Below are 22,420 nucleotides of genomic sequence, written 5' to 3' on the forward strand. Positions count from 1 at the left end.
GCTTGGCATTCAGCGGGTGCGTAGCGTCTGAACTCTGAAAATCGCATGGGTCAGCGCTGCTGGCCGTCCGCCGATTTGCCGAGGACTTCGACGACCATGACATCGAAGACCAGGTCCTGGCCGGCAAGCGGGTGATTGCCGTCCACCGTCACTTGCTCGTCAGCGACGCCCGTGACGGTGACGGCCACCTGCCGGCCATCACCGGCGGTTCCCTGGAGTCTGGTCCCGACCGCGACCCCTTCGGGGACCGCCGAGCGCGGCACTATCTGCACTTTTGAATCGTCGTGAAGGCCATAGGCGTCCTCGGCGGCGATGGCGACCGTGTTCAATTCTCCGACGGCCATGCCGCTGATTTGGCGATCGAGACCGGGAATGATCTCGCCCGCGCCGACCTGGAATTCGAGCGGCTCGCCGCCTTGAGAAGAATCGACCGCGGAGCCGTCCGCCAGCTTGGCAGTGTAGTGAATGCGAACGACGTCGCCGTTCTTTACTTCGGTCATGTCTCGCTCTCGACTTGTGCTTGAGGAAAATTGCGGCCGCGGGTCTCACAGACCCATTGCGCCGGGCGATATGCCGGGCATGCCGGCATCCATGTCAGCAAAAATCTAGAGCGCCGACGGCAAATGTAAACCGCAGCGATACGAATGCGTCTGTCTTGGCCGGGAGCAGGGCGCGGGCGATGGCACCGACTCGGCTCATAAACTAATCGTTACCTCCGCACCTCTTCAAACGATCGTGTACGTATGATTAACGGACGCTTAACACCTTCGCGGGAAACGTGCGTGTTCGTTTTCTGTTTGCAGCCTTCGACCTTAATCCAACCGGGCGAGCCTCGAGCATGCGTTCGATTTTCAAATTCGACCATCCAGCCCTAGCCGGGTCCCGCCGCATCCTGCGTCGCGCCTTCGCGGTGGCGGCGATCGGTGCAGCGCTGTCCGGATGCATCGGCATGGGCCTGGAGGACCTATCCAAGGCACCGCCGCAACTCTCGCGGAAGATGGTGGCGGAGATGTCGAAGAAGGGGATGCGGCCGGAAAGCCCGGTTCTCGTCCGCATCTTCAAACAGGAAAGCGAGCTCGAAATCTGGAAGGTCGACAGGACCGGCACCTATGCGCTGTTCAAGACCTATCCGATGTGCCGATGGTCGGGCAAGCTCGGGCCGAAGAGGAAGGATGGCGACCGCCAGGCACCGGAGGGCTTCTACCACGTCACCGCGGGAATGCTCAATCCCAACTCGCAGTACTATGTCTCCTTCAACCTCGGCTATCCGAACCGGCTCGAATCGGCTTTGGGATATACGGGGGAGGCGCTGATGGTGCACGGGGCCTGCTCGTCCGCCGGCTGCTATGCCATGACCGACCAGGGCGTAGGCGAGATCTACGCCATCGTCCAGAAGGCGCTCGAGGGCGGGCAAAAGCATTTCCAGGTCCAGGCCTATCCGTTCCGGATGACGGCGGAAAACATGGCACTGCACAAGGGTGATGAAAACATGCCGTTCTGGCGGACCCTGAAGGAGGGATACGACTGGTTCGAGCTGACCAAACGGCAGCCCAAGGTGTCGGCCTGCGGACGTCGCTATGTCTTCAACGCCGAGTTCGAGGGTGGCGAGCCGCGTGATCCCCTTACCGCATGTCCGGCCGTAGTGACGCAGCCCGCGCCGCAGTTCGTCGCGAAGCTCGACGCGGAAAGGCAGAAGGTCGATGCCGCGCTCAAAGACGACAAAGCGGTTCCGGTGAGTGCCTATGTCGATGGCGGCATGCATCCAAGCTTCCGCGAGCTCTTGAAGAAGAACGGTCCCGAGAAGATGGCTGCGAGCATCTCGCGGACGAAATATCCCGTCAGCCGCCCGGATGCAGCCTTGGCTGATCCGTTTTCCGGATCGACGAAATGGAACGCGAGGACTCCAATTGCACAATGAACTGATGAGCCGCCGTGCGTTCCTGCTTGGGGCGGGCGCAGCTGTGACGACGCTGGCGGGCTGCACGTCGACGCCCGCGCCGAGGGTCGCCGCCGCACCGCTGCCCGTAAACACGTCCATCTATGCCAGCATGTACGGGCCGCAGCCGAACGAGCTCTTCCCGCTGCCGGCGGTACCTTACGAGAAGATCGAACCCCGCTTCTACCGGCAGATGGTCGCAAACCCGACCGGTGAGCGTCCGGGAGCGCTGGTCGTCGATACCGCAAACCATTTCCTCTATCTGACCTACGAGAACGGCCAGGCCATGCGCTACGGCGTCGGCCTCGGCCGGGCAGGCTTCGAGTGGGCCGGCAGGGGCGTCATCCAGTACAAGCGGCAATGGCCACGCTGGACGCCCCCTGACGAGATGGTCGCGCGTCAGCCGGAGCTCCAGCCCTACAGCATCGCCAATGGCGGCATGGAGCCCGGATTGATGAACCCACTCGGGGCGCGCGCCCTTTATATATTCCAGAACGGCGAGGACACGCTCTATCGCATTCACGGATCGCCTGAATGGTGGACGATCGGCAAGTCGGTGTCGTCCGGCTGCGTGCGCATGATCAACCAGGATGTGATCGATCTCTACAACCGGGTTCCGAACGGCACCCCCATCGTCGTCACCAGCCTTTCGGGAGCCGAGCTGGAATACGCAGCGTAGGAGCTCGCGCCGTGAGCTCGCGCCTGTTTTGCGGTCCGCGTTGTTGTAGTCGCCGCGACCTGCTTCGACTCGAAGTCGTAAGATGACTCCCGGCTGATTCGCAGGATTTCATAGGATGATCTGGCTTTTGGCGCCGGCTCCGGCTATGGATGATCTGCGATGCAAAGTCTGGAGGAATCATGCAGCAAGCCGAACAGCGAATACCCCGCAGGTCACTTGCGTCACAGGTCGCGGATGCGCTGCGCGGCCAGATCGAGGCCGGTTTCTATGCGCCGGGTGACAAGCTTCCGACGGAACCCGCGCTCATCGATCGTTTCGGGTTCAGCCGTACCGTGATCCGGGAGGCGATCGCCGCGCTGCGCGCCGACGGGCTGGTGGAATCGCGGCAAGGGGCCGGCGTCTTCGTGATCGGCCCGAGACCCGCCGATGAGGGGCTGAAGCTGTTCACCGACGAGACGGACAAGATTTCCGATATCATCGAGGAACTCGAGCTTCGCATCGGCATAGAAGTCGAAGCCGCAGGTCTCGCCGCCGCCCGGAGTTCTCCCGCGCAAGAGGCCGAGATCCAGGCGCAGGTCGAGAGATTTGCCGATCTCGTCGCGGAGGGCAAGCCCACGGACGACGCGGACTTCCAGTTCCACATGGCAATCGCCACCGCCACGAACAATGCGCGATTCAAGGCCTTTCTGGAGCATGTCGGCCGCCGGATGATCCCGCGGGTGAAGTTCAAGACGGTGATGGGCGGCGTCGATCCGCTGCCCAACCGCGACCAGCCGATCCTCGAGGAGCATCGCGAGATCGCCGAAGCGATCCTCGCCCGCGATCCGGAGAAGGCGCGCGATGCGATGCGCCGTCACCTCGTCACCGGAATCAAGCGCTATCGTTCATTGATGATCCGGCGCTCGACCGGCAATCGCGAGAAGGGCGATTGACTCGTCGCGAAAGTCATCATATGAATTTCCCACGACATCATATCAATTCGTGGGAGGAATTCCTTTGTCGCCAGATGAAATCAAGTCGCGCATCGGCTCGGGCCTGCTGTCGTTTCCGGTCACACACTTCAACGACGACTTCAGCCTCAATCTCAAGAGCTATCGCGAGCACGTCGCGTGGCTCTCCGGTTTCGGAGCGGCGGCACTCTTTGCGGCCGGAGGTACGGGCGAATTTTTCTCCCTCTCGCCGGAGGAAGTCGGCAAGGTCACCCGCGCGGCCAAGGAAGCTTCCGGCGACGTGCCGATCATTGCCGGTTGCGGCTATGGCACTGAACTCGCCAAGGAGACCGCCCGCCACGCCGAGGCCGTCGGCGCCGACGGTCTTCTGCTTTTGCCGCACTATCTCATGGAGGCGCCGCAGGAGGGCATCTACCGGCATGTCAAGGCTGTATGCGAATCCACCGGTCTTGGGGTCATCATCTACAATCGCGCCAATTCGGTCGCCAATGCCGAGACCGTAGCCCGTCTCGCCGATGCCTGCCCGAACCTCATCGGCTTCAAGGACGGCACCGGCAAGGTTGATCTCGTCCGCCACGTGACGGCGAAGCTCGGCGACCGGCTCACCTATATCGGCGGCATGCCGACGCATGAGCTCTTCGCGGAGGGCTTCAACGGTGTCGGCGTTACGACCTATTCCTCTGCGGTCTTCAATTTCGTGCCGAAACTGGCGCAGCGCTTTTACAAGGCGATGCGCGCGAGCGACCGGGCGACCATGGACGAGATCCTTCACCGCTTCTTCTTCCCCTTCGCGGTGCTGCGCGATCGCGAGCAGGGCTATCCGGTTTCGATCATCAAGGCCGGTGTCGATCTCATCGGGCGGACGCCGGGTCCGGTGCGTCCGCCGCTGACGGATCTGAAGCCGCAGGAGAGGGAAACGCTGCGAGAGCTGATCGAGAAGGCTGCAGCCTGATTGAGAGATCTCGGCAGGCCGGCGGGCGAATGGGACGAGGATGCCCGCCGGAGAGGCCGAAATTCAAAACACCAAGGGAGGAAAACATGAAGAGATCAAGTGTTCTTGCAATGGCGTCCGCCGTCCTGATGACGGCCGCCGCCTCGTCGGCAATGGCGCAGGGGGCAGAGGAAATCCGCATCGTTTTGCCGGAGCAGCCGGCAAATCTTGAGCCCTGCGGCACCATCATCACCAATGTCGGGCAGATACTCAGCCAGAATGTGGTCGAGCCGCTGACGGTGATCGACCCGAAGACCGGGCAACCGCAGCCGAAGCTCGCCACCGAATGGACCCAGGTCGATCCGGTAACCTGGCGGCTCAAGCTCCGCGACGGCGTGAAATTCCAGGACGGCTCGGACTTCAATGCGGAAGCGGTCGTCTTCTCGATCAACCGGATGACCGGCGGCAAGCTCACCTGCAGCAACATTGCGAAATTCGGCGATGCGAAGCTGACGGTCACCGCCGTCAACGATCTCACCGTCGAGATCAAGTCGGATAAGCCCCAACCCATTCTCCCGACGCTGTTGAGCGTGGTCATGGTCGTTTCGCCGAAGACGCCGGAGGACAAGGCCGTCAACGATCCGGTCGGGACCGGCCCCTTCAAGCTTTCGACCTTTTCGCCTGAGACCGTCGTGCTCGATGCCTTCGACGGCTATTGGGGTCAGAAGCCGGAGTTCACCAAGGCGACCTATGTCTGGCGGCCGGAATCCTCGATCCGCGCCGCCATGGTCGAGACCGGCGAAGCGGACCTGACGCCGTCGATCGCCATTCAGGATGCGAGCAATCCGGAAACGGACTTCGCCTATCTGAACTCGGAAACGACCGCTATCCGCATCGACACGGCCCAGCCGCCGCTTGACGATCTGCGGGTGCGCAAGGCGCTCAATCTTGCGATCGATTGGGAAGGTCTCGCCCAGCTCTTCGGCGATGACGTCAAGCGTGCGTCGCAGATGGTCGTTCCGGGCATCAACGGCCACGACGAAAAGCTCGAAGCCTGGCCTTACGATCCCGAAGAGGCGAAGAAGTTGCTCGAGGAGGCGGCGGCAGACGGCGTTGCCGTCGATACCGAGATCAAGCTCATAGGCCGCAACGGCATCTATCCGAACGGCGCGGAAGCGATGGAAGCCATGATGACGATGTGGCAGGCCGTGGGTCTCAACGTCAAGCTCACCATGCTCGACGTCGCCGACTGGCTCAGATACCTGCAGAAGCCCTTCCCGGAGGAGCGCGGCGCCAACCTCCTGCAGATGATGCACGACAACAACAAGGGCGACGCGGCCTTCACCATCCCAATCTTCTATCGTTCGAGCGGCAATTATTCGACGCTCGCCGACCCAGCCCTCGACAAGGAGATCGACGCGGCGCTCGCAGCTACCGGCGAAGATCGTACGAAGAGCTTCAAGGCGATCTTCGACAAGGCGCGCAAGGAGGTGGTCGCGGACATCCCGATGTTCCACATGATCGGCTATACGCGCGTCGGCGCCAGACTCGATTGGAAACCGGATATCACGACCAACAGTGAAATCCCCTTGGCCAATATCCGTCTCAAGGATTGATCGACGGGACCCGCAGGGTGGCCGGTGCCACCCTGCGGTCCATCTGAAATGCTTCTGCGCGATACCTTCGAAGGGCATCGGAAATGTTCAGCTATATAGGGCGCCGTGCGTCCCACAGCATCGTGTCGGTCCTCGGCCTATTGACGCTGGTCTTCTTTCTGACGCGGCTTACCGGCGACCCGTCCGCCTTGTACCTGCCGCTCGACGCGACGGCCGAGGCGCGGGCGGCATTCGCAAGATTGAACGGACTCGACCAGCCGATTCCGTGGCAGTTCATCGAATATCTCAAGGACCTGCTGCAGCTCGATTTCGGCCAGTCGCTGCGCCAGAACCGCTCGGCCATGGAGGTCGCGCTTCAGGCTTTTCCTGAGACGCTGAAGCTTGCATTCGTCGCGATCACGTTGTCGTCCGCGCTGGCGATACTCGTCGGTTCGCTTGCGGCAGCGCGCCCGGGCAGCCTCTTCGACCGCGTCGCTAGCGTCGCGTCTCTCGCCGGCGCGAGCGCTCCGGATTTCTGGGTCGCCATCGTCGGCATCCTCGTCTTTGCGGTTGGCCTCGAGCTTCTGCCGACTTCCGGCACTGGAAGCTGGGCGCACTGGATCATGCCGATCCTGGTGCTGACGCTTCGCCCCTTCGGGCTCTTGGTCCAGGTCGTGCGCGGAGCCATGCTGTCGGCGCTCGCCTCGCCCTATATCAAGACGGCCCGCGCCAAGGGCGTGCGGCGAACGAAGATCATCTTCGGACACGCGCTCCGCAACTCGCTCCTGCCCGTTGTCACCGTTGCCGGCGATCTCGCGACGAGCCTCGTCAACGGCGCCGTCGTGGTCGAGTCGATCTTCGGCTGGCCGGGGATCGGCAAGCTGATGATCGACTCGATCATCCAGCGCGATTTTGCCGTCGTCCAATCGACGATCCTGGTCACGGCGACGGCCATCTTCATCCTGAACATCGCGATCGACTTGCTCTATGCGTTCCTCGATCCGCGCATCCGGTATTGAGCCATGACGATCATCACCCCCGACAGCCGTGGGTCTGCAGGTGCGAGCAAGCCGCGAGTCCTGCTCACCTACCTGAAACGAGACAGGCTGGCGCTCGCGGCAGCCATCTTCCTGGCGATCCTTGTGCTCGCCGCCCTCCTTGGCCCTTGGCTAGTAGGCGACGGCGCCTCGCGGCTGGGCTTGCGCCAGCGCAATCTCGCTCCTTTCGCTTTCGAGCACGGCTGGATCTACTTTCTTGGTGCCGATACGCTCGGCCGACCGGTGCTGGCGAGGCTGATCGTCGGCGCGCAGAACACGCTCGGCATCGCTGCGGCGGCCGTTTTCACATCCATGCTCATCGGCGGCACGCTCGGTCTCGTCGCAGGCTATTCCGAGCGCTGGTACAGCCATCTGATCCTCCGCCTCGCAGACGTGGTGATGAGCTTTCCGTCGCTGCTTCTGGCGCTGATCGTCCTTTACACGCTCGGCCCTAGCATCACCAATCTCGTGGTCGTGCTCGCCATCACGCGCATGCCGATCTATCTCAGGACCGCGCGCGCCGAAGTGCTGGAGCTGCGTGAGCGCATGTTCGTCAGCGCCGCCCGCTCGATGGGTGCCGGACCCGCCCGGATCCTCCTGAGGCACATTGCGCCGCTTGTCCTGCCGACCCTAGTCACGATCTCGGCCATCGACTTCGCGACCGTCATCCTGTCGGAATCGGCTCTGAGTTTCCTCGGCCTTGGCATCCAGCCGCCGGACTTCACCTGGGGCGCGATGGTGGCGAACGGGCGCGGCTATCTCGCAACCGCCTGGTGGATCGCCTTCTGGCCCGGCCTTGCCATCATGCTGACGACGCTGTCCCTCAACATCCTCTCGAACTGGGCGCGAACCGTCGCCGATCCGCAACAACGCTGGCGTCTGCAGACTTTGCGAAAGGCCGCCCGATGAAGAACGCACACAATCCCATTCCGAAGGGCGAGGGGCCTATTCTGAAGATCGAAGGGCTCACGGTCGATTTCCTGTCGAACGACAAACCGGTTCGCGCCGTCGACAACGTCTCCTTCCACGTCGACCGCGGCGAAACACTCGTGATCCTCGGCGAAAGCGGCTCGGGCAAGAGCGTCAGCACGAGCACCGTAATGGATCTCATCGACTGCCCGCCGGGCGATATCGTCTCCGGCTCCTGCCTCTTGGACGGCACCGAACTCTCTCGCCTCAATCAGGAGGCCCGCCGCGACATCAACGGCCGGCGGATCGCGATGATCTTTCAGGATCCGCTCGCCTATCTCAATCCGGTCTATACCGTCGGACGGCAGATCGCCGAGGTGTTCGAGAGCCATGACGCGGCACGTGGCAGGCAAGCGCGCGCCAACACAATCGAACTGCTCCGGCGCGTCGGCATTCCCGAGCCGGAGAGCCGGGTGGATTTCTATCCGCACCAGTTCTCCGGGGGGCAGCGCCAGCGCGTGATGATCGCGATGGCGATCGCGCTGAAGCCCGATATCCTGATTGCCGACGAGCCGACGACGGCGCTCGACGTCAGCGTCCAGGCACAAATTCTCGATCTCTTGCGCGACCTCCAGCGCGAGACCGGCATGGCGCTCGTCATGATTACTCACGATCTCGAGGTTGCCGCATCCATGGCGGACCGGATCATCGTCATGAATGCGGGCAAGGTTGTGGAATCCGGTCTCGCCCGAGAGGTGTTCAGCAACCCACAGCACGCCTATACGCGCCGCATGATCGCCGCACTCCCCCATGGTGACGCGGCGGAAACGTCGCACAGACGATCGGCGGACGCCACAGGCGAGACGCTTCTCAAGGTCGAGCATCTGACGAAGGAATATGTGCTGGCATCCGGAGCCTTTGCCGGTAAACGCACGTTCAAGGCAGTGGACGACGTCACTTTCGAAGTGAGGAAAGGCGAGACGCTCGGCATCGTTGGGGAGTCCGGCTCCGGCAAGTCGAGCATCGCACGCGTTCTGCTCAGGCTGAACGATCCGAGCTCCGGCAAGGCGATCTATGCAGGCGAAAACATCTTCGAGATGAGTGGGAAGGGCCTCGTGGCGTTTCGGCGAAAGGTCCAGATGGTGTTCCAGGATCCTTACGGCTCCATGAACCCGCGCATGAACGTCCAGGCGATCATCTCAGAGCCCTGGGCCATCCACCGCGATCTCCTGCCCAGGAGCCGATGGCGCGATCGGGTCGCGGAGCTTCTGGACCTGGTCGGCCTCAAGCCGGAGCACGCCGAGCGCTACCCGCACCAGTTTTCCGGGGGCCAGCGGCAGCGCATCGCGATTGCCCGGGCGCTGGCGAGCGAGCCGGAACTGATCGTCTGCGACGAGGCGGTCTCCGCGCTCGATGTCTCGATCCAGGCGCAGGTGATCGATCTTCTGGCCGACCTTCGCACGAGACTCGGCCTCTCCTATATCTTCATCACACATGACCTGCCGATCGTGCGCCATTTCGCCGATCGGATCCTGGTGATGAAACAAGGACAGATCGTCGAAGAGGGCCCGACCCCGACATTGTTCGGCGCGCCGCAACACGAATACACGCAGAGCCTGCTCAAGGCCGTGCCGAAGCCGAAATGGCTGATGTCCACTGAAGCGCCGTCGGCCACGCCAGGCGAGCTTCGAGCGCGGCGGGCGAGAAACGGCGGCATGGCGGGATGACACTTCACCGGAACCTGATTGCCGGCCAGACGCCACAGTGAGATGACGTCACTTCCACATGGATCGCATTCGTGCTCCGACATCGACCCGGACCTGCCGGGCGCTGCGCTCGCCGGCAGTCGCTCGCACCTTCGGCCAAGTCGCCGTTTCGAAGAACTGAAGCAGTGTCGCCGGGATGAACCGCGTGCGTGACGCATAGACGTGTCTGTCTCCCAGCGCGTTTTGCCCACCTGTGAAGAATCTCTGCGGCGTCAGAAGCGTAAGGCTGTCGCGAGCCCGCGTCATGCCGACATAGAGCAGCCGCCGTTCCTCTTCGAGCTCGGCGCTGCTGCCGGCCCCGAGATCGGAGGGAATACAGCCGTCGACGACGTTGAGCATGAAAACGGAGCGCCACTCCTGGCCCTTGGCCGAATGGATTGTGGAAAGGATGAGATAGTCCTCGTCCAGTAGCGGCACGCCGGCCTGATCGCTGGTGGCGTCCGGCGGGTCAAGCGTGAGCTCCGTAAGGAAGCGCTCGCGGCTCTGATAGCCGCCGGCGATCTGCTCGAGTTGGAGGAGATCGGCCTTGCGGGTATCGGCATCCTCGTGGATGCGGTCGAGATGCGGTTCGTACCAGGCGCGGGCAAGGGCGATCTCTCCTGGCCAGCCCGCCCCAGCCTTTCTCAAGCCTGACAGGAGCGTAACGAATCTGGTCCAGTCTTCGCCGGTCTTCGGGGGAGGGGGGATCTCGGCGAGCGACAGGAGAGGCTCTGCATCGTCGGCGATCGTGTCGAGGATCTTTCCGGCCGTCTGCGGGCCGATCCCTGGAAGCATCTGTAAAAGACGGAAGCCGGCAACGCGATCACGCGGGTTCTGGGCGAAGCGGAGAACAGCCAGCACGTCTTTGACATGAGCGCTGTCCAGGAACTTCAGGCCGCCGAATTTTACGAAAGGGATGTTTCGTCGGGTCAGTTCGACTTCCAATGTGCCGCTATGGTTGGACGAGCGGAACAGCACGGCCTGTTGCTTCAGCCGAATGCCGACCTCGCGGTTCGCCAGAACCTGTTCGACGATATAGCTCGCCTGATCCGTCTCGTCTTTGACGGTGACGAGAAGCGGTCGCTGTTCCGATTGCCGATCCGTCCAGAGGTTCTTGGTGAACCGCTCGCGGGCGAGGTCGATGACGCCGTTGGCTGCCGCGAGGATCGGCTGCGTCGAGCGGTAATTGCGGTCGAGCGTGATGACGTCCGCCGGCCGCGGGGAGAACTCCTTCGGGAAGTCGAGGATGTTGCGCACCGTCGCGGCCCTGAAGGAATAGATCGACTGCGCGTCGTCGCCGACGACCGTGAGGCCGCGACCGCCAGGTTTCAAGGACATGAGGATCGAGGCCTGGAGGCGGTTCGTGTCCTGATACTCGTCGACAAGGATGTGGTCGAAGCGCCTGCCGACGTCGTCGGCGAGCTCCGGATCGGAGACCATCTGCGCCCAGTAGAGCAGCAGGTCGTCGTAATCGAGGACGTTTTGCGCCTGCTTGGCTTCGACATATCCGGCGAAGAGTTGCTTGAGCTGCTCTTCCCACCCGGCCACCCAAGGGTAGGAGGACTTCAGGACCTCGGTGATCGAGCTCTCCGAGTTGACGACGCGCGAATAGATGGCGAGACACGTGCTCTTCGTCGGGAAGCGGCTTTCCGATTTCGAGAATCCCAGTTCATGGCGGACGAGATTCATCAGGTCCGCGGAATCTTCGCGATCGTGAATGGTGAAGTCGATATTCAAGCCGATCTGCTCCGCATAGATGCGAAGCAGTCGTGCGCCGATCCCGTGAAACGTTCCAGCCCAGGCGAGTGCATCCGTCATGATAGCGGCGTTGTCACCGAGAACCTGCCGGCAGATCCGCTGCACGCGGCGCGCCATCTCGGATGCGGCGCGTCTGGAAAAGGTCATGAGCAGGATCCGGCGCGGATCTGCGCCATTGACGATCAGATGCGCCACGCGATGGGCAAGTGTATTGGTCTTGCCGGAGCCGGCGCCGGCGATGATGAGAAGAGGTCCGCCGATCTCGCCGTCTGCAAGACCGATACCGTGTTCGACCGCTTCTCTCTGGCGTTCGTTGAGTTTTTCCAGATAGGCCGCGCTCATGGATCCACTTCGCTTCCGCTTTCCGCCGCGCCCGAAAATTCTCAAGACGCGACGAATCACCCGAGTGACGGGAACAAAGCTGGAACATAATCCGGCTCCTCACAAGTTGAAAAGTGCCTGCATGCGGAACCGCGCCATCCGTCGGCATCGGCATCGGCGCCGGCGTCCGGTCCCGGCACTGGTGCGTTCCGCGTCCATTCTCTTGAGTGCTACGCTAAGGCGTGCAGCAGCATGGCTTTCGCGCTCTCTGCGTCGGTGATGATGATCGTCGCCAGTCTCGCTCGAGCCAGCGCCAGCAGAATGTCGCGCTTGTGGGGGCCGCCAGAGGCAACGATGCGGCAAGGAATCCGGTGATAGTCGTCCAGTTCCGGCGAAAGCACCTGCCTGTTCAGCGGATGATCGACCGGCTTGCCTTCAGCGTCGAGATAGCGGCCCAAGAGGTCGCCGACTGCGCCGACGGCAATGAGGTCGGCGACATTCGTCCCTTCGGGCAGGCCGTAGCGCACCTGCAGCGATTGCTGCGAAACGTCGCCGGCGCTGAGGTAGGAAATGTCGACGTCGCAGGTCTGGCGGAAAATCGTCCGGAACACCGATTGGGCGATGATGGCTTCCCGCGATTCCGGGCTTTCGGCATAGATCGGCGCCGCGAAGTAATGGCACTGCGCCTTCAGAACCTCGGCGAAGCCGCGGACGATCTCGAAGGTATTGATTTCCGAGCCGTGCGTCAGGCCGCCCATCATGGAGCGCACGTCAATCTCCGGCTCGTTGGCGGGCGTCATGTGCTGCATCGTCTCGCGCAGCGTCGCGCCCCAGCCGACGCCGATCGACGCCGGTCTTCGCGATTGGATCAGGCGGTCCAGATAGGCGGCGGCGCCGCGGCCGATCACGGAATGCAGTTGGCGCGGGTCAGCCGGGGTCGGCACGACCACAGCGTCTTCCAATTCGAAATGGTCGCGCAACCGCGATTCGAGTTCGACATTTTCAGCGAGCGGCGAACTGAAGCTGATGCGGACGATCCCCTCTTCGAGCGCCGCTGCGAGAAGCTCGTTCACGCGGCGACGCGTGAGATGCATGCGTTCGCCGATCTCGGCCTGTGTCAGCCCCTCCACGTGATAGAGCCAGGCGGCTCTGATCATTAACTCCTGCTGCCCCACAAGTTCGGTTCCCCATTGTTACAAACGTCACAAGTATGTAACATATGTAAACTAATTGGCTGTCAACGACATCATGTTGGGCTCTATCCCATGACGGCAGTTTCCCGGATTTCCGATTGCGATGCTGTGCTGACGCCGTCAGGCTACCGCGCAGGATCGTCTGCCGAAGGAGCTGCGCGCAGCCAAGCCCTCCATTGCCTCTGTCCCTGTCACCGAAGCTTCACCGAAACATCAGGAAAACGACGCATCGCCGCGCCTACAAGGGACCTTGAACGTCTCTGCCGCGGGATGGTCACTCTATCATTAAAGGAGGTTTCTATGCTTTCGATTAGTCGGCGCGGCGCGCTTGGTCTCATTGGCGCGACTGCAGGCAGCATGGTCCTGCCGCGCTTTGCTTTGGGCCAGGGCAAGCGCCCCTCCGTCACGATTGCGGTGCAGAAGATCACCATCAACAATACGCTGGACGTCTGGAACGAAACGTCGAATGTCGGCGAGCGCGTGTTCTTTCCGAATCTCTGGGAAGGCCTGATCCTGCGCGACTGGATGGGCGATCAGGGCCCGGTCCCGGGCCTTGCCACGGAATGGAAGCGTATCGACGACAAGACGCTCGAGCTGAAGCTGCGTCAGGGCGTGAAGTTCCACAATGGCGACGAATTGACCGCAGACGACGTCGTGTTCAGCTTCTCGGCGCAGCGCGTCTTCGGCAATACGCAGCCGGCAGGCGGCAAGACGATCTTCGAAGACGAGCACAAGCCGGCGAATGCCAAGGAGCTGCCGGCAATCGTCCCGGGCACCGGCCGCCGTCTGTGGCCGGCGCTCGCCGGTGTCGAGGCCGTCGACAAATATACCGTCCGCTTCCACAACGCGACGCCGGATGTCACCATTGAGGGCCGCCTTTACGCCTTCGGCAGCCAGATCGCCAATCGCCGCGCCTGGGACGAGGCCAAGACCTATATCGATTGGGCGCGCAGGCCGACCACCACGGGTCCCTACATGGTCGGCGAACACAAGCCGGATGTCTCCTTGACCCTCGTCGCCTTCGACGACTATTGGGGCGGCCGTCCGCCGCTCGAAGAAATCCGCTTCGTCGAGGTTCCCGAAGTCTCCTCACGCGTGAATGGCCTGCTTTCCGGCGAGTACGACTTCGCCTGCGACCTGCCGCCGGATCAGATCGCTACCGTTCAGGGCGCGGCCGGTTACGAGGTACAGGGTTCCACCATCCACAATCACCGCATCTCGGTCTTCAATGTCCAGAACCCGATCCTTCAGGATCCGCTGGTCCGTCGCGCCATGACCCATTCGATCGACCGGCAGGCGATCGTCGAGGCGCTCTGGGCGGGCCAGACGACCGTTCCGGCCGGTCTTCAATTCCCCTTCTACGGCGACATGTTCATCGAAGGCTGGGCCGTTCCGGAATATAACCCGCAGCTCGCCAAGGATCTTTTGAAGCAGGCCAACTACAAGGGCGATGCGATCCCCTTCCGTCTCCTCAACAACTACTACACGAACCAGACCGCCAACGGTCAGATCATGGCCGAGATGTGGCGGCAGGTGGGGCTCAACGTCGAGATCGAGATGAAGGAGAACTGGGGACAGATCCATGATCCGTCGGGCGTCAAGGGCGTGCGCGACTGGTCGGCCGGCGCCGCGTTCGGCGACCCCGTCTCCTCGATCGTCGCGGGCTTCGGACCGAACGGCGAGGTCCAGCAGAAGAAGGACTGGACGAATGCCGAGGCCAACCAGATGGCCCAGATTCTCGAAACCAGCACCGATCACGCCAAGCGCAAGAAGGCTTTCGCCCGCATGCTCGAGATCTGTGAGCGCGAAGACCCGGTCTATCAGGTGCTGCACCAGAACGCGGTATTCACCGGTGTGAAGTCCTCGTTGAAGTGGAAGGCGGCGCCCGCCTTCGCAATGGATTTCAGGGCCTCCAACTGGGCCGGCTGAGGCAGCCCCGGCTGCCGCCGCGGCCGGAGCCAAGCGGGGAGGAGAAATGGGCTCAGCCAATCCCAATCTGGTGGAATTGCGGGATCTGAAGGTCACGTTCGACGGCGTGGAAGTTCTGCATGGCATCGATCTCGATGTCGCCAGAGGAGAGGCGCTCGGCCTTGTCGGCGAGTCCGGCTGCGGCAAGTCAGTGACCTGGCTCGCGGCGCTCGGACTGCTGCCGGGCAAGGCGGCGGTCACGGGCTCCGTTCGCGTCGATGGCCGCGAACTGTGCGGCGCCCGGCGTTCCGCCTTGGAAGAGATCCGGGGCGGGCGGATCGCAATGATTTTCCAGGACCCGTCGAGCTCGCTCAACCCGGTTCTCAGCGTCGGCCGGCAGATCGTCGAGGCGCTTCGCCTCCACCGCGGCCTTCGCGGTGGGGCCGCCCGAGCCGAGGCCTTGCGGCTCATGGACATGGTCGGCATCCCGGATCCGCCGCGGCGCTTCGATCTCTATCCGCACGAGTTCTCCGGCGGGCAGTGTCAACGCCTGATGATCGCGATGGCGCTTGCCGGGCAGCCGGACCTCTTGATCGCGGACGAACCGACGACGGCGCTGGATGCGACCATCCAGGCGCAGATCCTCGATCTTCTGAACACGCTTCGGGCCGAGACCGGCATGGCGCTCGTCTTCATCAGCCATGACCTCGGGGCGGTGTCGCAGGTTTGCGAGCGCGTCTGCGTCATGTATGCCGGCCGTATCGTCGAGGAGGCGACCGTGGCGCAACTCTTCTCGGAGCCGCGGCATCCCTATACGCGCGGGCTGTTCGATGCCATTCCGCGGATCGACGCGCCGCGTCAACGGCTCCTTCCCATTTCCGGAACGGTGCCGAACCCGAAACACCTGCCGGAGGGCTGTTCCTTTTCCCCTCGCTGTCCGCGTGCTGTCGATGCCTGCGGGCGCGAGCGTCCGCCTCTCACGCCGCTGGATGACGGCCGCCGGCTCGCATGCACCCGTCCCGTGCCCTTGGCCGCCTCCAGGAGAAGAATTCCCCAAGGGGTGATGCAGTGAATCCGCTGATCGAAGCGAACGATCTCCTCCGTATCTACGAAACCCGGCGCGGTCTCTTCGGCCGCACGAGCCCGGTTCGCGCCGTCGACGGCGTTTCGCTCGCGGTCGTGCAGGGCGAGACGCTCGGGATCGTCGGCGAATCCGGGTCCGGCAAGTCGACATTGGGGCGGATGCTCTTAGGCATCGATCCGGCGCAGGCCGGTGAGGTGCGTTTTTCGGGTCGCCCGATGCCGAAATCCGGGACGGCGGAATGGCGGGCGCTCCGTGCGAAAATGCAGCTCGTCTACCAGGACCCGCTGGCGGCGCTCGACCGGCGCCTGACGATCACAGCACAGATCGGCGAGCCGCTGGAGATCCACCGGATGATCCCGAAGGAGCACCGCGCTGCCCGCGTCGCGGAGCTGATGGCGGCCGTTGGCCTTCGCCCCGATCAGGCCGGGCGTTTCCCGCACGAGCTTTCCGGCGGCCAGCGGCAGCGGGCGGTCATCGCCCGCGCTCTCGCTTCGCGGCCGAAGCTGCTTGTCTGCGACGAGCCCGTCTCCGCCCTCGACGTCTCGATCCAGGCGCAGGTCGTCAATGTGCTGCGCGACCTGCAGGAACAGAACGGCATCGCCATGGTCTTCATCAGCCATGACCTGAAGGTCGTGCGCAACATAGCCGATCGCGTCGCCGTGATGTATCTCGGCCGGATCGTCGAGGAGGCCTCGTCCGACGTGATCTTCCAGTCTCCTCAGCATCCCTATACCAAGGCGCTGGTCTCGAGCGTGCCGGTCCCCGGCAAGCCGCTCGAAGGCCGGATGATCCTGCAGGGGGAGCCGCCCAATCCGGCCGAACGGCCCTCGGGCTGCGCCTTCCATCCCCGCTGTCCGCTTGCACGCGACATCTGCCGCACGAGCGTGCCGGCGCTTCGCCAGATCGGCAGCGGACGAACGGCAGCCTGCCACATCGTGGCGGGCGAGGCGGCGTCGATCGAGACATTGAGGAGACGGGCATGATCCGCTTCGTTCTCGTGCGGCTGCTTCGGGCCGTGATCACGATTCTGGCCGTCGTGACCTTCGCCTTCGTCGTGCTGCGCATGTCCGGCGACCCGGCGCAGGTCATGCTCGGTCCGGACGTTCCGCAGGACGCGCTCGATGCCTTCCGCAGGACCTGGGGCCTGGATCAGCCGCTGTGGGTACAATACCTCGCCTATATCAAGTCGATCTTCACCGGCGATTTCGGCGTCTCCATGCGTGACAAGGCCTCGGCGCTTCATCTAGTCCTGGAGCGGGTGCCGGCGACGCTGCAACTGACCGTGCCGGCGCTGATCCTCAAGCTTCTGATCGGTATTCCCGCCGGCGTCTATGCCGCGCTTCACCGCCAGAGCTTCGCCGACCGCGGCGTCATCATGCTGGCGATCATGGGTTTCACCATCCCGTCCTTCGTCATGGGGCTGGTGCTCGTGCTGGTCTTTTCGGTTCTTCTCGGCGTACTGCCGTCCGGCGGCCAGAATACATGGGTGCACGGCATCCTGCCGACGATCACGATGAGCATCGGCGGCATCGGCATTCTCGCACGCTTCTCGCGCAGTGCTATGATCGAGGTGATGGGCCAACCCTATATCCGGACCGCTTCGGCCAAGGGATTGAAATGGCGTGACGTGATCTGGAGTCATGCGCTCCCCACTGCCGCGGTCCCGATCGTGACGATTGTCGGCTTCATGGTCGGCTCGCTGATCGCCGGCGCCGTCGTCGTGGAATCGATCTTTTCCTGGCCGGGCATCGGGCGCTTGCTGGTGGTTTCGGTGAGCAATCGCGACCTCGCCGTCGTGCAGTGCATTCTGCTGGTCATCGCTGCGGCGATGGTGGTGTCGAACCTTGTCGTCGACCTGCTCTACGGCTGGCTCGATCCTCGCCTGCGTTCGCATGCCGCTCATTGAGGAGATACGGGATGGCGTCTGTTGATGTGACCGAGAGGGCGTCGCCGGGGGGACTCCGAGGCTTCACCGCATCGCTCCGCCGAAAGATGCCGATCTCGGTGGCGTTCGGCGTCTTCTGGTTGGCGGCCATGGTCGCGATTGCCCTTTTTGCCGGCTACCTGCGGCCCTACGACATCACCGCCATGGATCTGACGAGCCGGCTTTCTTCACCGGGCGCATTCAAGCATTGGCTCGGCACCGACGAACTTGGCCGGGACGTCTTGTCGAGGCTGATCCAGTCGATCCGCGTGTCGCTGATCATCGCCTTCGGCGCGACGATTTTGTCTGCCGTCTTCGGCACGACGCTCGGCTTCGCCGCGGCGCGCTTCCGCGGGATGGTCGAGCACCTCGTGCTCGTGCTTGCGGATTTCCAGGCGGCTCTGCCGTTTCTCATCATGTCGCTCGCGGTGCTGGCTTTCTTCGGTTCCTCCATGATGCTGCTCGTCTGCCTGATGGGTTTTTATGGATGGGAGCGCTATGCGCGCATCGCCCGCGGATTGGCGATCTCGGCCGGAGCACAGGGCTATGCGGCCGCGGTGGTGCAGCTCGGCGCGACGCCGGCGCGGGTCTATCTTCGTCATATCCTCCCCAATGTCGCATCGACCCTGATCGTATCGATGACGCTGACTTTCCCGGAAATCATCCTGATGGAAAGCGGGCTCTCCTTCCTCGGTCTCGGCGTGCAGCCGCCGGAAACGAGCCTCGGCAATATGGTCGGCTTCGGGCGCGAATATTTGACCCGCGCCCCCTGGATCATGCTCGCCCCGGCCGCCGTCATCATGCTCACGACCCTTTCCATCTCCCTTGTCGGAGACTGGCTCCGCGACAAGCTCGATCCCACCTTGCGATGAGGAATATTGGCATGACAAAGATCATCGGCCATCGCGGCGCCCGCAATCTTTGGCCGGAAAACTCGCTGATGGGCTTTCGCCATGCGGTGCAGCTCGGGGTCGATGCGATCGAGTTCGACGTGCATCTCACCGATTCTGGCGAGCTACTCGTCATCCACGACGCCATGCTCGACAGGACTGCGCGAGCGACCGGACCGGTGCGTCGGCTGGCGCCTGAGGCGCGGGCGACGACGAGACTGCGAGATACAGACGAGGTGATTCCGACCTTGGCGGATGTGCTGGCCGTTCTCGCACCCGAGGGCGGTCCGCACCTGCATGTCGAGATCAAGGTCGATGAAACCTGTACGCCTTATCCGGACATCGCCCTGCGCGTCGCGGAGGAGCTTCGGCACTTCGGCGTCGATAATCGCGCCCATCTCACCTCTTTCGATACATCCGTGCTGGCGGATTGCCGCCGCCATGCGCCGCACGTCGCGCGCCTCGTTTCCGTAAACGCCGATTGGGCGAGGCGGCAGGGAGGTCTCGCCGCTTTTCTCGCTGCCGTCGACGAGCTCGTCGAGATCGTCGCGGTCCATCACGAGCTGATGGCGGCCGAGTGGGAGCTGATCCGCAGCACAGTGCCGCTGGAGCGCCTGTGCGTCTGGACCCTCAATGAAGAAGCGGAAATCCGTTACTGGCTCGATCGAGGTATCGGCCACCTGACATCCGACCGGCCCGATCTGGCGCTCCGTCTGCGCGGCGCCTTGCCGCATAAAGCAGACCCTTGCAGTCCATCTCATTGAACCATGACATCGGGACGAACGTTTGTGAGCCGACCAGTTTCGTCGATAGGCTCACGTCGTGGAGGACTTCACTCAGAAACCCGCGCGCGAAGACGAGGAAAGGCCGGGCGTCTTCGCGGCATTTCCCTATGACCGAATGACGGTCGAGCGCTTTCGCGAGGCCTTTCCGCGCGCGAGGTGGGACGACGAGCGAAGGAGCTGGTTCGTCCCGGGCAAGACCGCTGCGCGACGAGTAAACCGCTGGCTGGCGCGCGAAGCCGAGTCTCACGATGTGTATGGCGACCTCAAGGGGCGCGATGCCTATGCGTTTGATCCGATTACGAGTCCCTATCTCGAGGTCGGCGACGATCTGCGCGTGCGAACGCCTTATTCGAAAACTGTGCTTGATCAACTGCGCGCAGTTCCGTGGGCTCACTGGGACGACGATTTGCGCGTCTGGCGGGTGCCGTTCCGGTCCTACGAGGAGCTTCGGCGCCGTTGGCACAAGATCGAGGAGGCTGCACGACGGAGTGAACCCGAGGAAAGGAAGCGGCGTCGCCAAGCGAAGAAGAATTCCGAGGAGCAAAAGGCCGCCCGGCTGCGCGCAACCGAGCGCCGGCGTCGCCGCTACCCCTTACCTGCGGAGGAGTTACCGCCACTTGATCGGCCTGTCGCAACGAATCAGTACGGCATTGTCGTCTTCACCGACATATCCGGAGAGCTCGTCGAGCCGTCCTCGATGATCGAATATTATCCTCACACGTCCCGGGCCGACCGCGACTATGTCTGGGGGACTTGGCGCTCGCCGACGCTGGCGGAGCTTATCGCCACCTGGCCTGCCCGTCGGGAGGCAGCCCTCAGCGAGCATTTCCGCGGCTGGTGGCAGCCGACCCTCGCCGAGCTCAGAATTGCCCGTCGGAGCGCCCGTTCACTCGAACGTCGGCGGCAAACGCGTAGGCTTCGCCCATCCTCGTAAACGCCGTTTACAGCGCCGCGCGTCTTATCAGACGCGCTAAGGTCGCTGTAACATTTTGAAGTGCGGCATGTTTTTATCCTTATATCGGATACGATTTAAAGAAACATGCAGTAGACGCGTGTTATTTGCTGCCCCGATGCGGATCCTTGCCGGCCGCCTGGCTGCTTTTCTTGACGTCGTCCTTTTTCCCCTGATCGCCTGCGCGATTTCCGCCATGAGTGCCCTTCGAGCTCTTGGCGGTCTTTCCGTCTTTAATGTTTGTAGCCATGTCGCATTCCTCCAAAAATCGGGTGCTCGACAGAGTGCAACCGGGCATCGACGGTAAAGTTCCGCTGTTTTTTCAGCACCGGCTCGTTCCTGACTAGCAACGCCCGTTCGCAATTGTCTTAATCAGGTTCGTTCCCATCCAAGCCTTTCGCGGCCCGCAGCTTTAAAGATGAGAAAAATACTCCTGTTTTAACGGCGGTTGGAATTCGCCGGACGGGAGCCAGCTCCAATGCTCGGCGCCGTGCGCGCAAGGGACGTATCTGCAATGACCATTATGCAAACTGCTCCAGCGATCGGGGAACGAACGACCTTGCAAGGTGCCGGGAGGCTTTACGCGGTATTGGGCGGGCTCTATCTCGCCCAGGGGATCCCGACTTATCTCCTGCTCGTCGCGCTGCCGCCACTGATGCGCGAGAGCGGCGCATCGCGCACCGCGATCGGCCTGTTCTCGCTGCTCATGCTGCCGCTGGTGCTGAAGTTCGCGATAGCGCCACTGGTCGATCGGTGGGCGCTTTGGCCAAATCTCGGCCACCGGCGCGGCTGGGTGGTGCCGACGCAGCTCCTCGTCAGTGCCGGCATCGCCTCGATGGCCCTGTTCGAACCTGACCAGGCCGGCGCACTCTTCGCGATCGGCATCTGCATTACGCTTCTTTCCTCGGTGCAGGACATCGCGACCGACGGCTATGCGGTGCGGCACCTGACCGGAAGGACGCGGCCGGTCGGCAATGCGGTGCAGGCGGGGTCGGTCGCTCTCGGCGTCATCGTCGGCGGCACACTGACGCTGGTCCTCTTTCATAAGATCGGCTGGCAGCCGACGATCCTGCTGGTCGCGGGCCTGTCCCTGCTGCCGCTCGTGGCGGCAATCTGGATGCAGGACAGGGTTGAGCAGAGCCCGGATGGGACCCCGCCAAAGCAAGCAAGCCGCAAGCGCGCAAGCCTTATCGGCTTCTTCCGGCGGCCGAACGCTTGGATGATCCTTGCCTTCGCCCTCACATACCGGGCGAGCGAAGGTCTCGTGCGCGGCATGGAAGGCGCCTATCTCGTCGACAGCAAGGTGCCGACCGCCTGGATCGGCTATCTGTCCGGAGCTGCGGCCGCGACAGCGGGACTTCTCGGCGCAGTCATCGCCGCGCTGATTATCCGCAAGGCGGGATTGACTGCGACGCTCATTCTACTTGGCGGGCTTCGCAGCCTCTGCTTCCTCGCCTTCGCCCTCAATGCATTCGGCATCTGGCCCGGAGTCGCGGTTGCCATGTCGGCCTCCGCCGCCCAGACCCTGATCCGCTACATGGAACTGGTCGCGATCTATTCCTTCTTCATGGCGTCCTCCTCGGACGATCAGCCGGGCACGGACTTCACGATCCTGAGCTGCGCCGAACTCGTCGTGTACCTGATCGGCACTTCGATCGCAGGCTACCTTGCCGACCAGTTCGGCTACGCAACGCTCTTTTCCTCGGCGACGGTCATTTCGGTGCTCGGCATCGGAGTCTCCGCTTGGATGCTGGAAAGGATCAAGGCGCGGCCGACGCCCGCTCTGTCGGGCGCCTGAGCCCGCCGCCAGATCTCATCGGAAA

The 22,420-nt window shown here is 63.0% G+C and carries 20 protein-coding genes; 16 read left to right on the plus strand and 4 right to left on the minus strand.

The features are described from left to right. Window positions 1-50 precede the first annotated feature (50 nt). On the minus strand, window positions 51-500 hold the full coding sequence (locus AYK65_RS22980) for an FKBP-type peptidyl-prolyl cis-trans isomerase (protein WP_026615795.1): 450 nt from the start codon (window positions 498-500) through the stop codon (window positions 51-53). Between the two features lie 338 nt (window positions 501-838). On the opposite strand from AYK65_RS22980, the gene AYK65_RS22985 reads away from it, so the two are divergent. The 8 genes from AYK65_RS22985 (at window position 839) to AYK65_RS23020 (ending at window position 9,764) form a co-directional block, all read left to right on the plus strand. Then, the gene (locus AYK65_RS22985) at window positions 839-1,918 is read left to right on the plus strand and encodes a L,D-transpeptidase family protein (protein ID WP_081161083.1); all 1,080 of its coding nucleotides are present in this window, start codon (window positions 839-841) and stop codon (window positions 1,916-1,918) included. A gap of 4 nt (window positions 1,919-1,922) precedes the next feature. Continuing rightward, window positions 1,923-2,615, plus strand: coding sequence for a L,D-transpeptidase (locus tag AYK65_RS22990; RefSeq protein ID WP_051440561.1), 693 nt, complete (start codon window positions 1,923-1,925; stop codon window positions 2,613-2,615). 179 nt (window positions 2,616-2,794) lie between these two features. Then, complete coding sequence (locus AYK65_RS22995; protein ID WP_026615792.1) at window positions 2,795-3,547, plus strand: FadR/GntR family transcriptional regulator; 753 nt, start codon at window positions 2,795-2,797, stop codon at window positions 3,545-3,547. A gap of 64 nt (window positions 3,548-3,611) precedes the next feature. After that, window positions 3,612-4,517, plus strand: coding sequence for a 5-dehydro-4-deoxyglucarate dehydratase (kdgD, locus tag AYK65_RS23000; protein WP_081161084.1), 906 nt, complete (start codon window positions 3,612-3,614; stop codon window positions 4,515-4,517). An 86-nt stretch (window positions 4,518-4,603) separates the two neighbouring features. Next, window positions 4,604-6,112 (plus strand): ABC transporter substrate-binding protein, encoded by a 1,509-nt coding sequence (locus tag AYK65_RS23005; protein ID WP_081161086.1) that lies wholly within the window; start codon window positions 4,604-4,606, stop codon window positions 6,110-6,112. A gap of 83 nt (window positions 6,113-6,195) precedes the next feature. Continuing rightward, window positions 6,196-7,110: an ABC transporter permease gene (locus tag AYK65_RS23010; protein WP_046117453.1), complete on the plus strand. Its 915-nt coding sequence runs from the start codon at window positions 6,196-6,198 to the stop codon at window positions 7,108-7,110. A gap of 3 nt (window positions 7,111-7,113) precedes the next feature. Then, window positions 7,114-8,037: an ABC transporter permease gene (locus AYK65_RS23015; RefSeq protein WP_081161088.1), complete on the plus strand. Its 924-nt coding sequence runs from the start codon at window positions 7,114-7,116 to the stop codon at window positions 8,035-8,037. After that, on the plus strand, window positions 8,034-9,764 hold the full coding sequence (locus AYK65_RS23020) for an ABC transporter ATP-binding protein (protein ID WP_081161089.1): 1,731 nt from the start codon (window positions 8,034-8,036) through the stop codon (window positions 9,762-9,764). The genes AYK65_RS23015 and AYK65_RS23020 overlap by 4 nt, the downstream gene beginning before the upstream one ends. Before the next feature lie 48 nt (window positions 9,765-9,812). Here AYK65_RS23020 and AYK65_RS23025 read toward each other — a convergent pair whose 3' ends face one another. Next, window positions 9,813-11,882 (minus strand): ATP-dependent helicase, encoded by a 2,070-nt coding sequence (locus tag AYK65_RS23025; RefSeq protein ID WP_081161091.1) that lies wholly within the window; start codon window positions 11,880-11,882, stop codon window positions 9,813-9,815. Window positions 11,883-12,091: 209 nt separating this feature from the next. Then, window positions 12,092-13,036, minus strand: coding sequence for a sugar-binding transcriptional regulator (locus tag AYK65_RS23030; protein ID WP_026615786.1), 945 nt, complete (start codon window positions 13,034-13,036; stop codon window positions 12,092-12,094). Window positions 13,037-13,354: 318 nt separating this feature from the next. On the opposite strand from AYK65_RS23030, the gene AYK65_RS23035 reads away from it, so the two are divergent. From AYK65_RS23035 to AYK65_RS23065, 7 genes are read left to right on the plus strand one after another with little or no spacing between them, the layout of a single operon-like run. Further along, window positions 13,355-14,983: an ABC transporter substrate-binding protein gene (locus tag AYK65_RS23035; RefSeq protein ID WP_081161093.1), complete on the plus strand. Its 1,629-nt coding sequence runs from the start codon at window positions 13,355-13,357 to the stop codon at window positions 14,981-14,983. A gap of 46 nt (window positions 14,984-15,029) precedes the next feature. Continuing rightward, entirely contained in the window at window positions 15,030-16,034 is a 1,005-nt protein-coding gene (locus AYK65_RS23040; RefSeq protein WP_081161358.1) for an ABC transporter ATP-binding protein, read from the plus strand. Next, window positions 16,031-17,029 (plus strand): ABC transporter ATP-binding protein, encoded by a 999-nt coding sequence (locus AYK65_RS23045; RefSeq protein WP_139793321.1) that lies wholly within the window; start codon window positions 16,031-16,033, stop codon window positions 17,027-17,029. Before AYK65_RS23040 ends, AYK65_RS23045 begins: the two co-directional genes overlap by 4 nt. Next, window positions 17,026-17,952 (plus strand): ABC transporter permease, encoded by a 927-nt coding sequence (locus AYK65_RS23050; protein WP_081161098.1) that lies wholly within the window; start codon window positions 17,026-17,028, stop codon window positions 17,950-17,952. The genes AYK65_RS23045 and AYK65_RS23050 overlap by 4 nt, the downstream gene beginning before the upstream one ends. An 11-nt stretch (window positions 17,953-17,963) precedes the next feature. Next, on the plus strand, window positions 17,964-18,842 hold the full coding sequence (locus AYK65_RS23055) for an ABC transporter permease (RefSeq protein ID WP_046117446.1): 879 nt from the start codon (window positions 17,964-17,966) through the stop codon (window positions 18,840-18,842). A gap of 11 nt (window positions 18,843-18,853) precedes the next feature. Next, window positions 18,854-19,624 carry a glycerophosphodiester phosphodiesterase family protein gene (locus tag AYK65_RS23060; protein WP_081161362.1) on the plus strand — a complete coding sequence of 257 codons (771 nt, stop codon included), beginning with the start codon at window positions 18,854-18,856 and terminating at the stop codon, window positions 19,622-19,624. 58 nt (window positions 19,625-19,682) lie between these two features. Continuing rightward, window positions 19,683-20,579 carry a hypothetical protein gene (locus AYK65_RS23065; RefSeq protein ID WP_081161099.1) on the plus strand — a complete coding sequence of 299 codons (897 nt, stop codon included), beginning with the start codon at window positions 19,683-19,685 and terminating at the stop codon, window positions 20,577-20,579. A gap of 121 nt (window positions 20,580-20,700) precedes the next feature. Here AYK65_RS23065 and AYK65_RS32060 read toward each other — a convergent pair whose 3' ends face one another. Beyond that, the gene (locus AYK65_RS32060) at window positions 20,701-20,847 is read right to left on the minus strand and encodes a hypothetical protein (protein WP_139015747.1); all 147 of its coding nucleotides are present in this window, start codon (window positions 20,845-20,847) and stop codon (window positions 20,701-20,703) included. A gap of 264 nt (window positions 20,848-21,111) precedes the next feature. Between AYK65_RS32060 and AYK65_RS23070 the strand changes: the two genes are divergently transcribed. Then, entirely contained in the window at window positions 21,112-22,395 is a 1,284-nt protein-coding gene (locus tag AYK65_RS23070; protein WP_081161365.1) for a RhtX/FptX family siderophore transporter, read from the plus strand. Window positions 22,396-22,420 lie beyond the last annotated feature (25 nt).

The organism is Ensifer aridi (assembly GCF_002078505.1).
GTDB classification, from domain to species: Bacteria; Pseudomonadota; Alphaproteobacteria; order Rhizobiales; family Rhizobiaceae; genus Sinorhizobium; species Sinorhizobium aridi.

Coding starts and splice junctions, on each gene's coding strand:
- AYK65_RS23010 (WP_046117453.1), top strand. CDS start 6,196: ATGTTCAGCTATATAGGGCGCCGTGCGTCCCACAGCATCGTGTCGGTC.
- AYK65_RS23055 (WP_046117446.1), top strand. CDS start 17,964: ATGGCGTCTGTTGATGTGACCGAGAGGGCGTCGCCGGGGGGACTCCGA.
- AYK65_RS22980 (WP_026615795.1), bottom strand. CDS start 500: ATGACCGAAGTAAAGAACGGCGACGTCGTTCGCATTCACTACACTGCC.
- AYK65_RS32060 (WP_139015747.1), bottom strand. CDS start 20,847: ATGGCTACAAACATTAAAGACGGAAAGACCGCCAAGAGCTCGAAGGGC.
- AYK65_RS23040 (WP_081161358.1), top strand. CDS start 15,030: ATGGGCTCAGCCAATCCCAATCTGGTGGAATTGCGGGATCTGAAGGTC.
- AYK65_RS22985 (WP_081161083.1), top strand. CDS start 839: ATGCGTTCGATTTTCAAATTCGACCATCCAGCCCTAGCCGGGTCCCGC.
- AYK65_RS23050 (WP_081161098.1), top strand. CDS start 17,026: ATGATCCGCTTCGTTCTCGTGCGGCTGCTTCGGGCCGTGATCACGATT.
- AYK65_RS23015 (WP_081161088.1), top strand. CDS start 7,114: ATGACGATCATCACCCCCGACAGCCGTGGGTCTGCAGGTGCGAGCAAG.
- AYK65_RS23005 (WP_081161086.1), top strand. CDS start 4,604: ATGAAGAGATCAAGTGTTCTTGCAATGGCGTCCGCCGTCCTGATGACG.
- AYK65_RS23035 (WP_081161093.1), top strand. CDS start 13,355: ATGCTTTCGATTAGTCGGCGCGGCGCGCTTGGTCTCATTGGCGCGACT.
- AYK65_RS23025 (WP_081161091.1), bottom strand. CDS start 11,882: ATGAGCGCGGCCTATCTGGAAAAACTCAACGAACGCCAGAGAGAAGCG.
- AYK65_RS22990 (WP_051440561.1), top strand. CDS start 1,923: ATGAGCCGCCGTGCGTTCCTGCTTGGGGCGGGCGCAGCTGTGACGACG.
- AYK65_RS22995 (WP_026615792.1), top strand. CDS start 2,795: ATGCAGCAAGCCGAACAGCGAATACCCCGCAGGTCACTTGCGTCACAG.
- AYK65_RS23020 (WP_081161089.1), top strand. CDS start 8,034: ATGAAGAACGCACACAATCCCATTCCGAAGGGCGAGGGGCCTATTCTG.
- AYK65_RS23060 (WP_081161362.1), top strand. CDS start 18,854: ATGACAAAGATCATCGGCCATCGCGGCGCCCGCAATCTTTGGCCGGAA.
- AYK65_RS23070 (WP_081161365.1), top strand. CDS start 21,112: ATGACCATTATGCAAACTGCTCCAGCGATCGGGGAACGAACGACCTTG.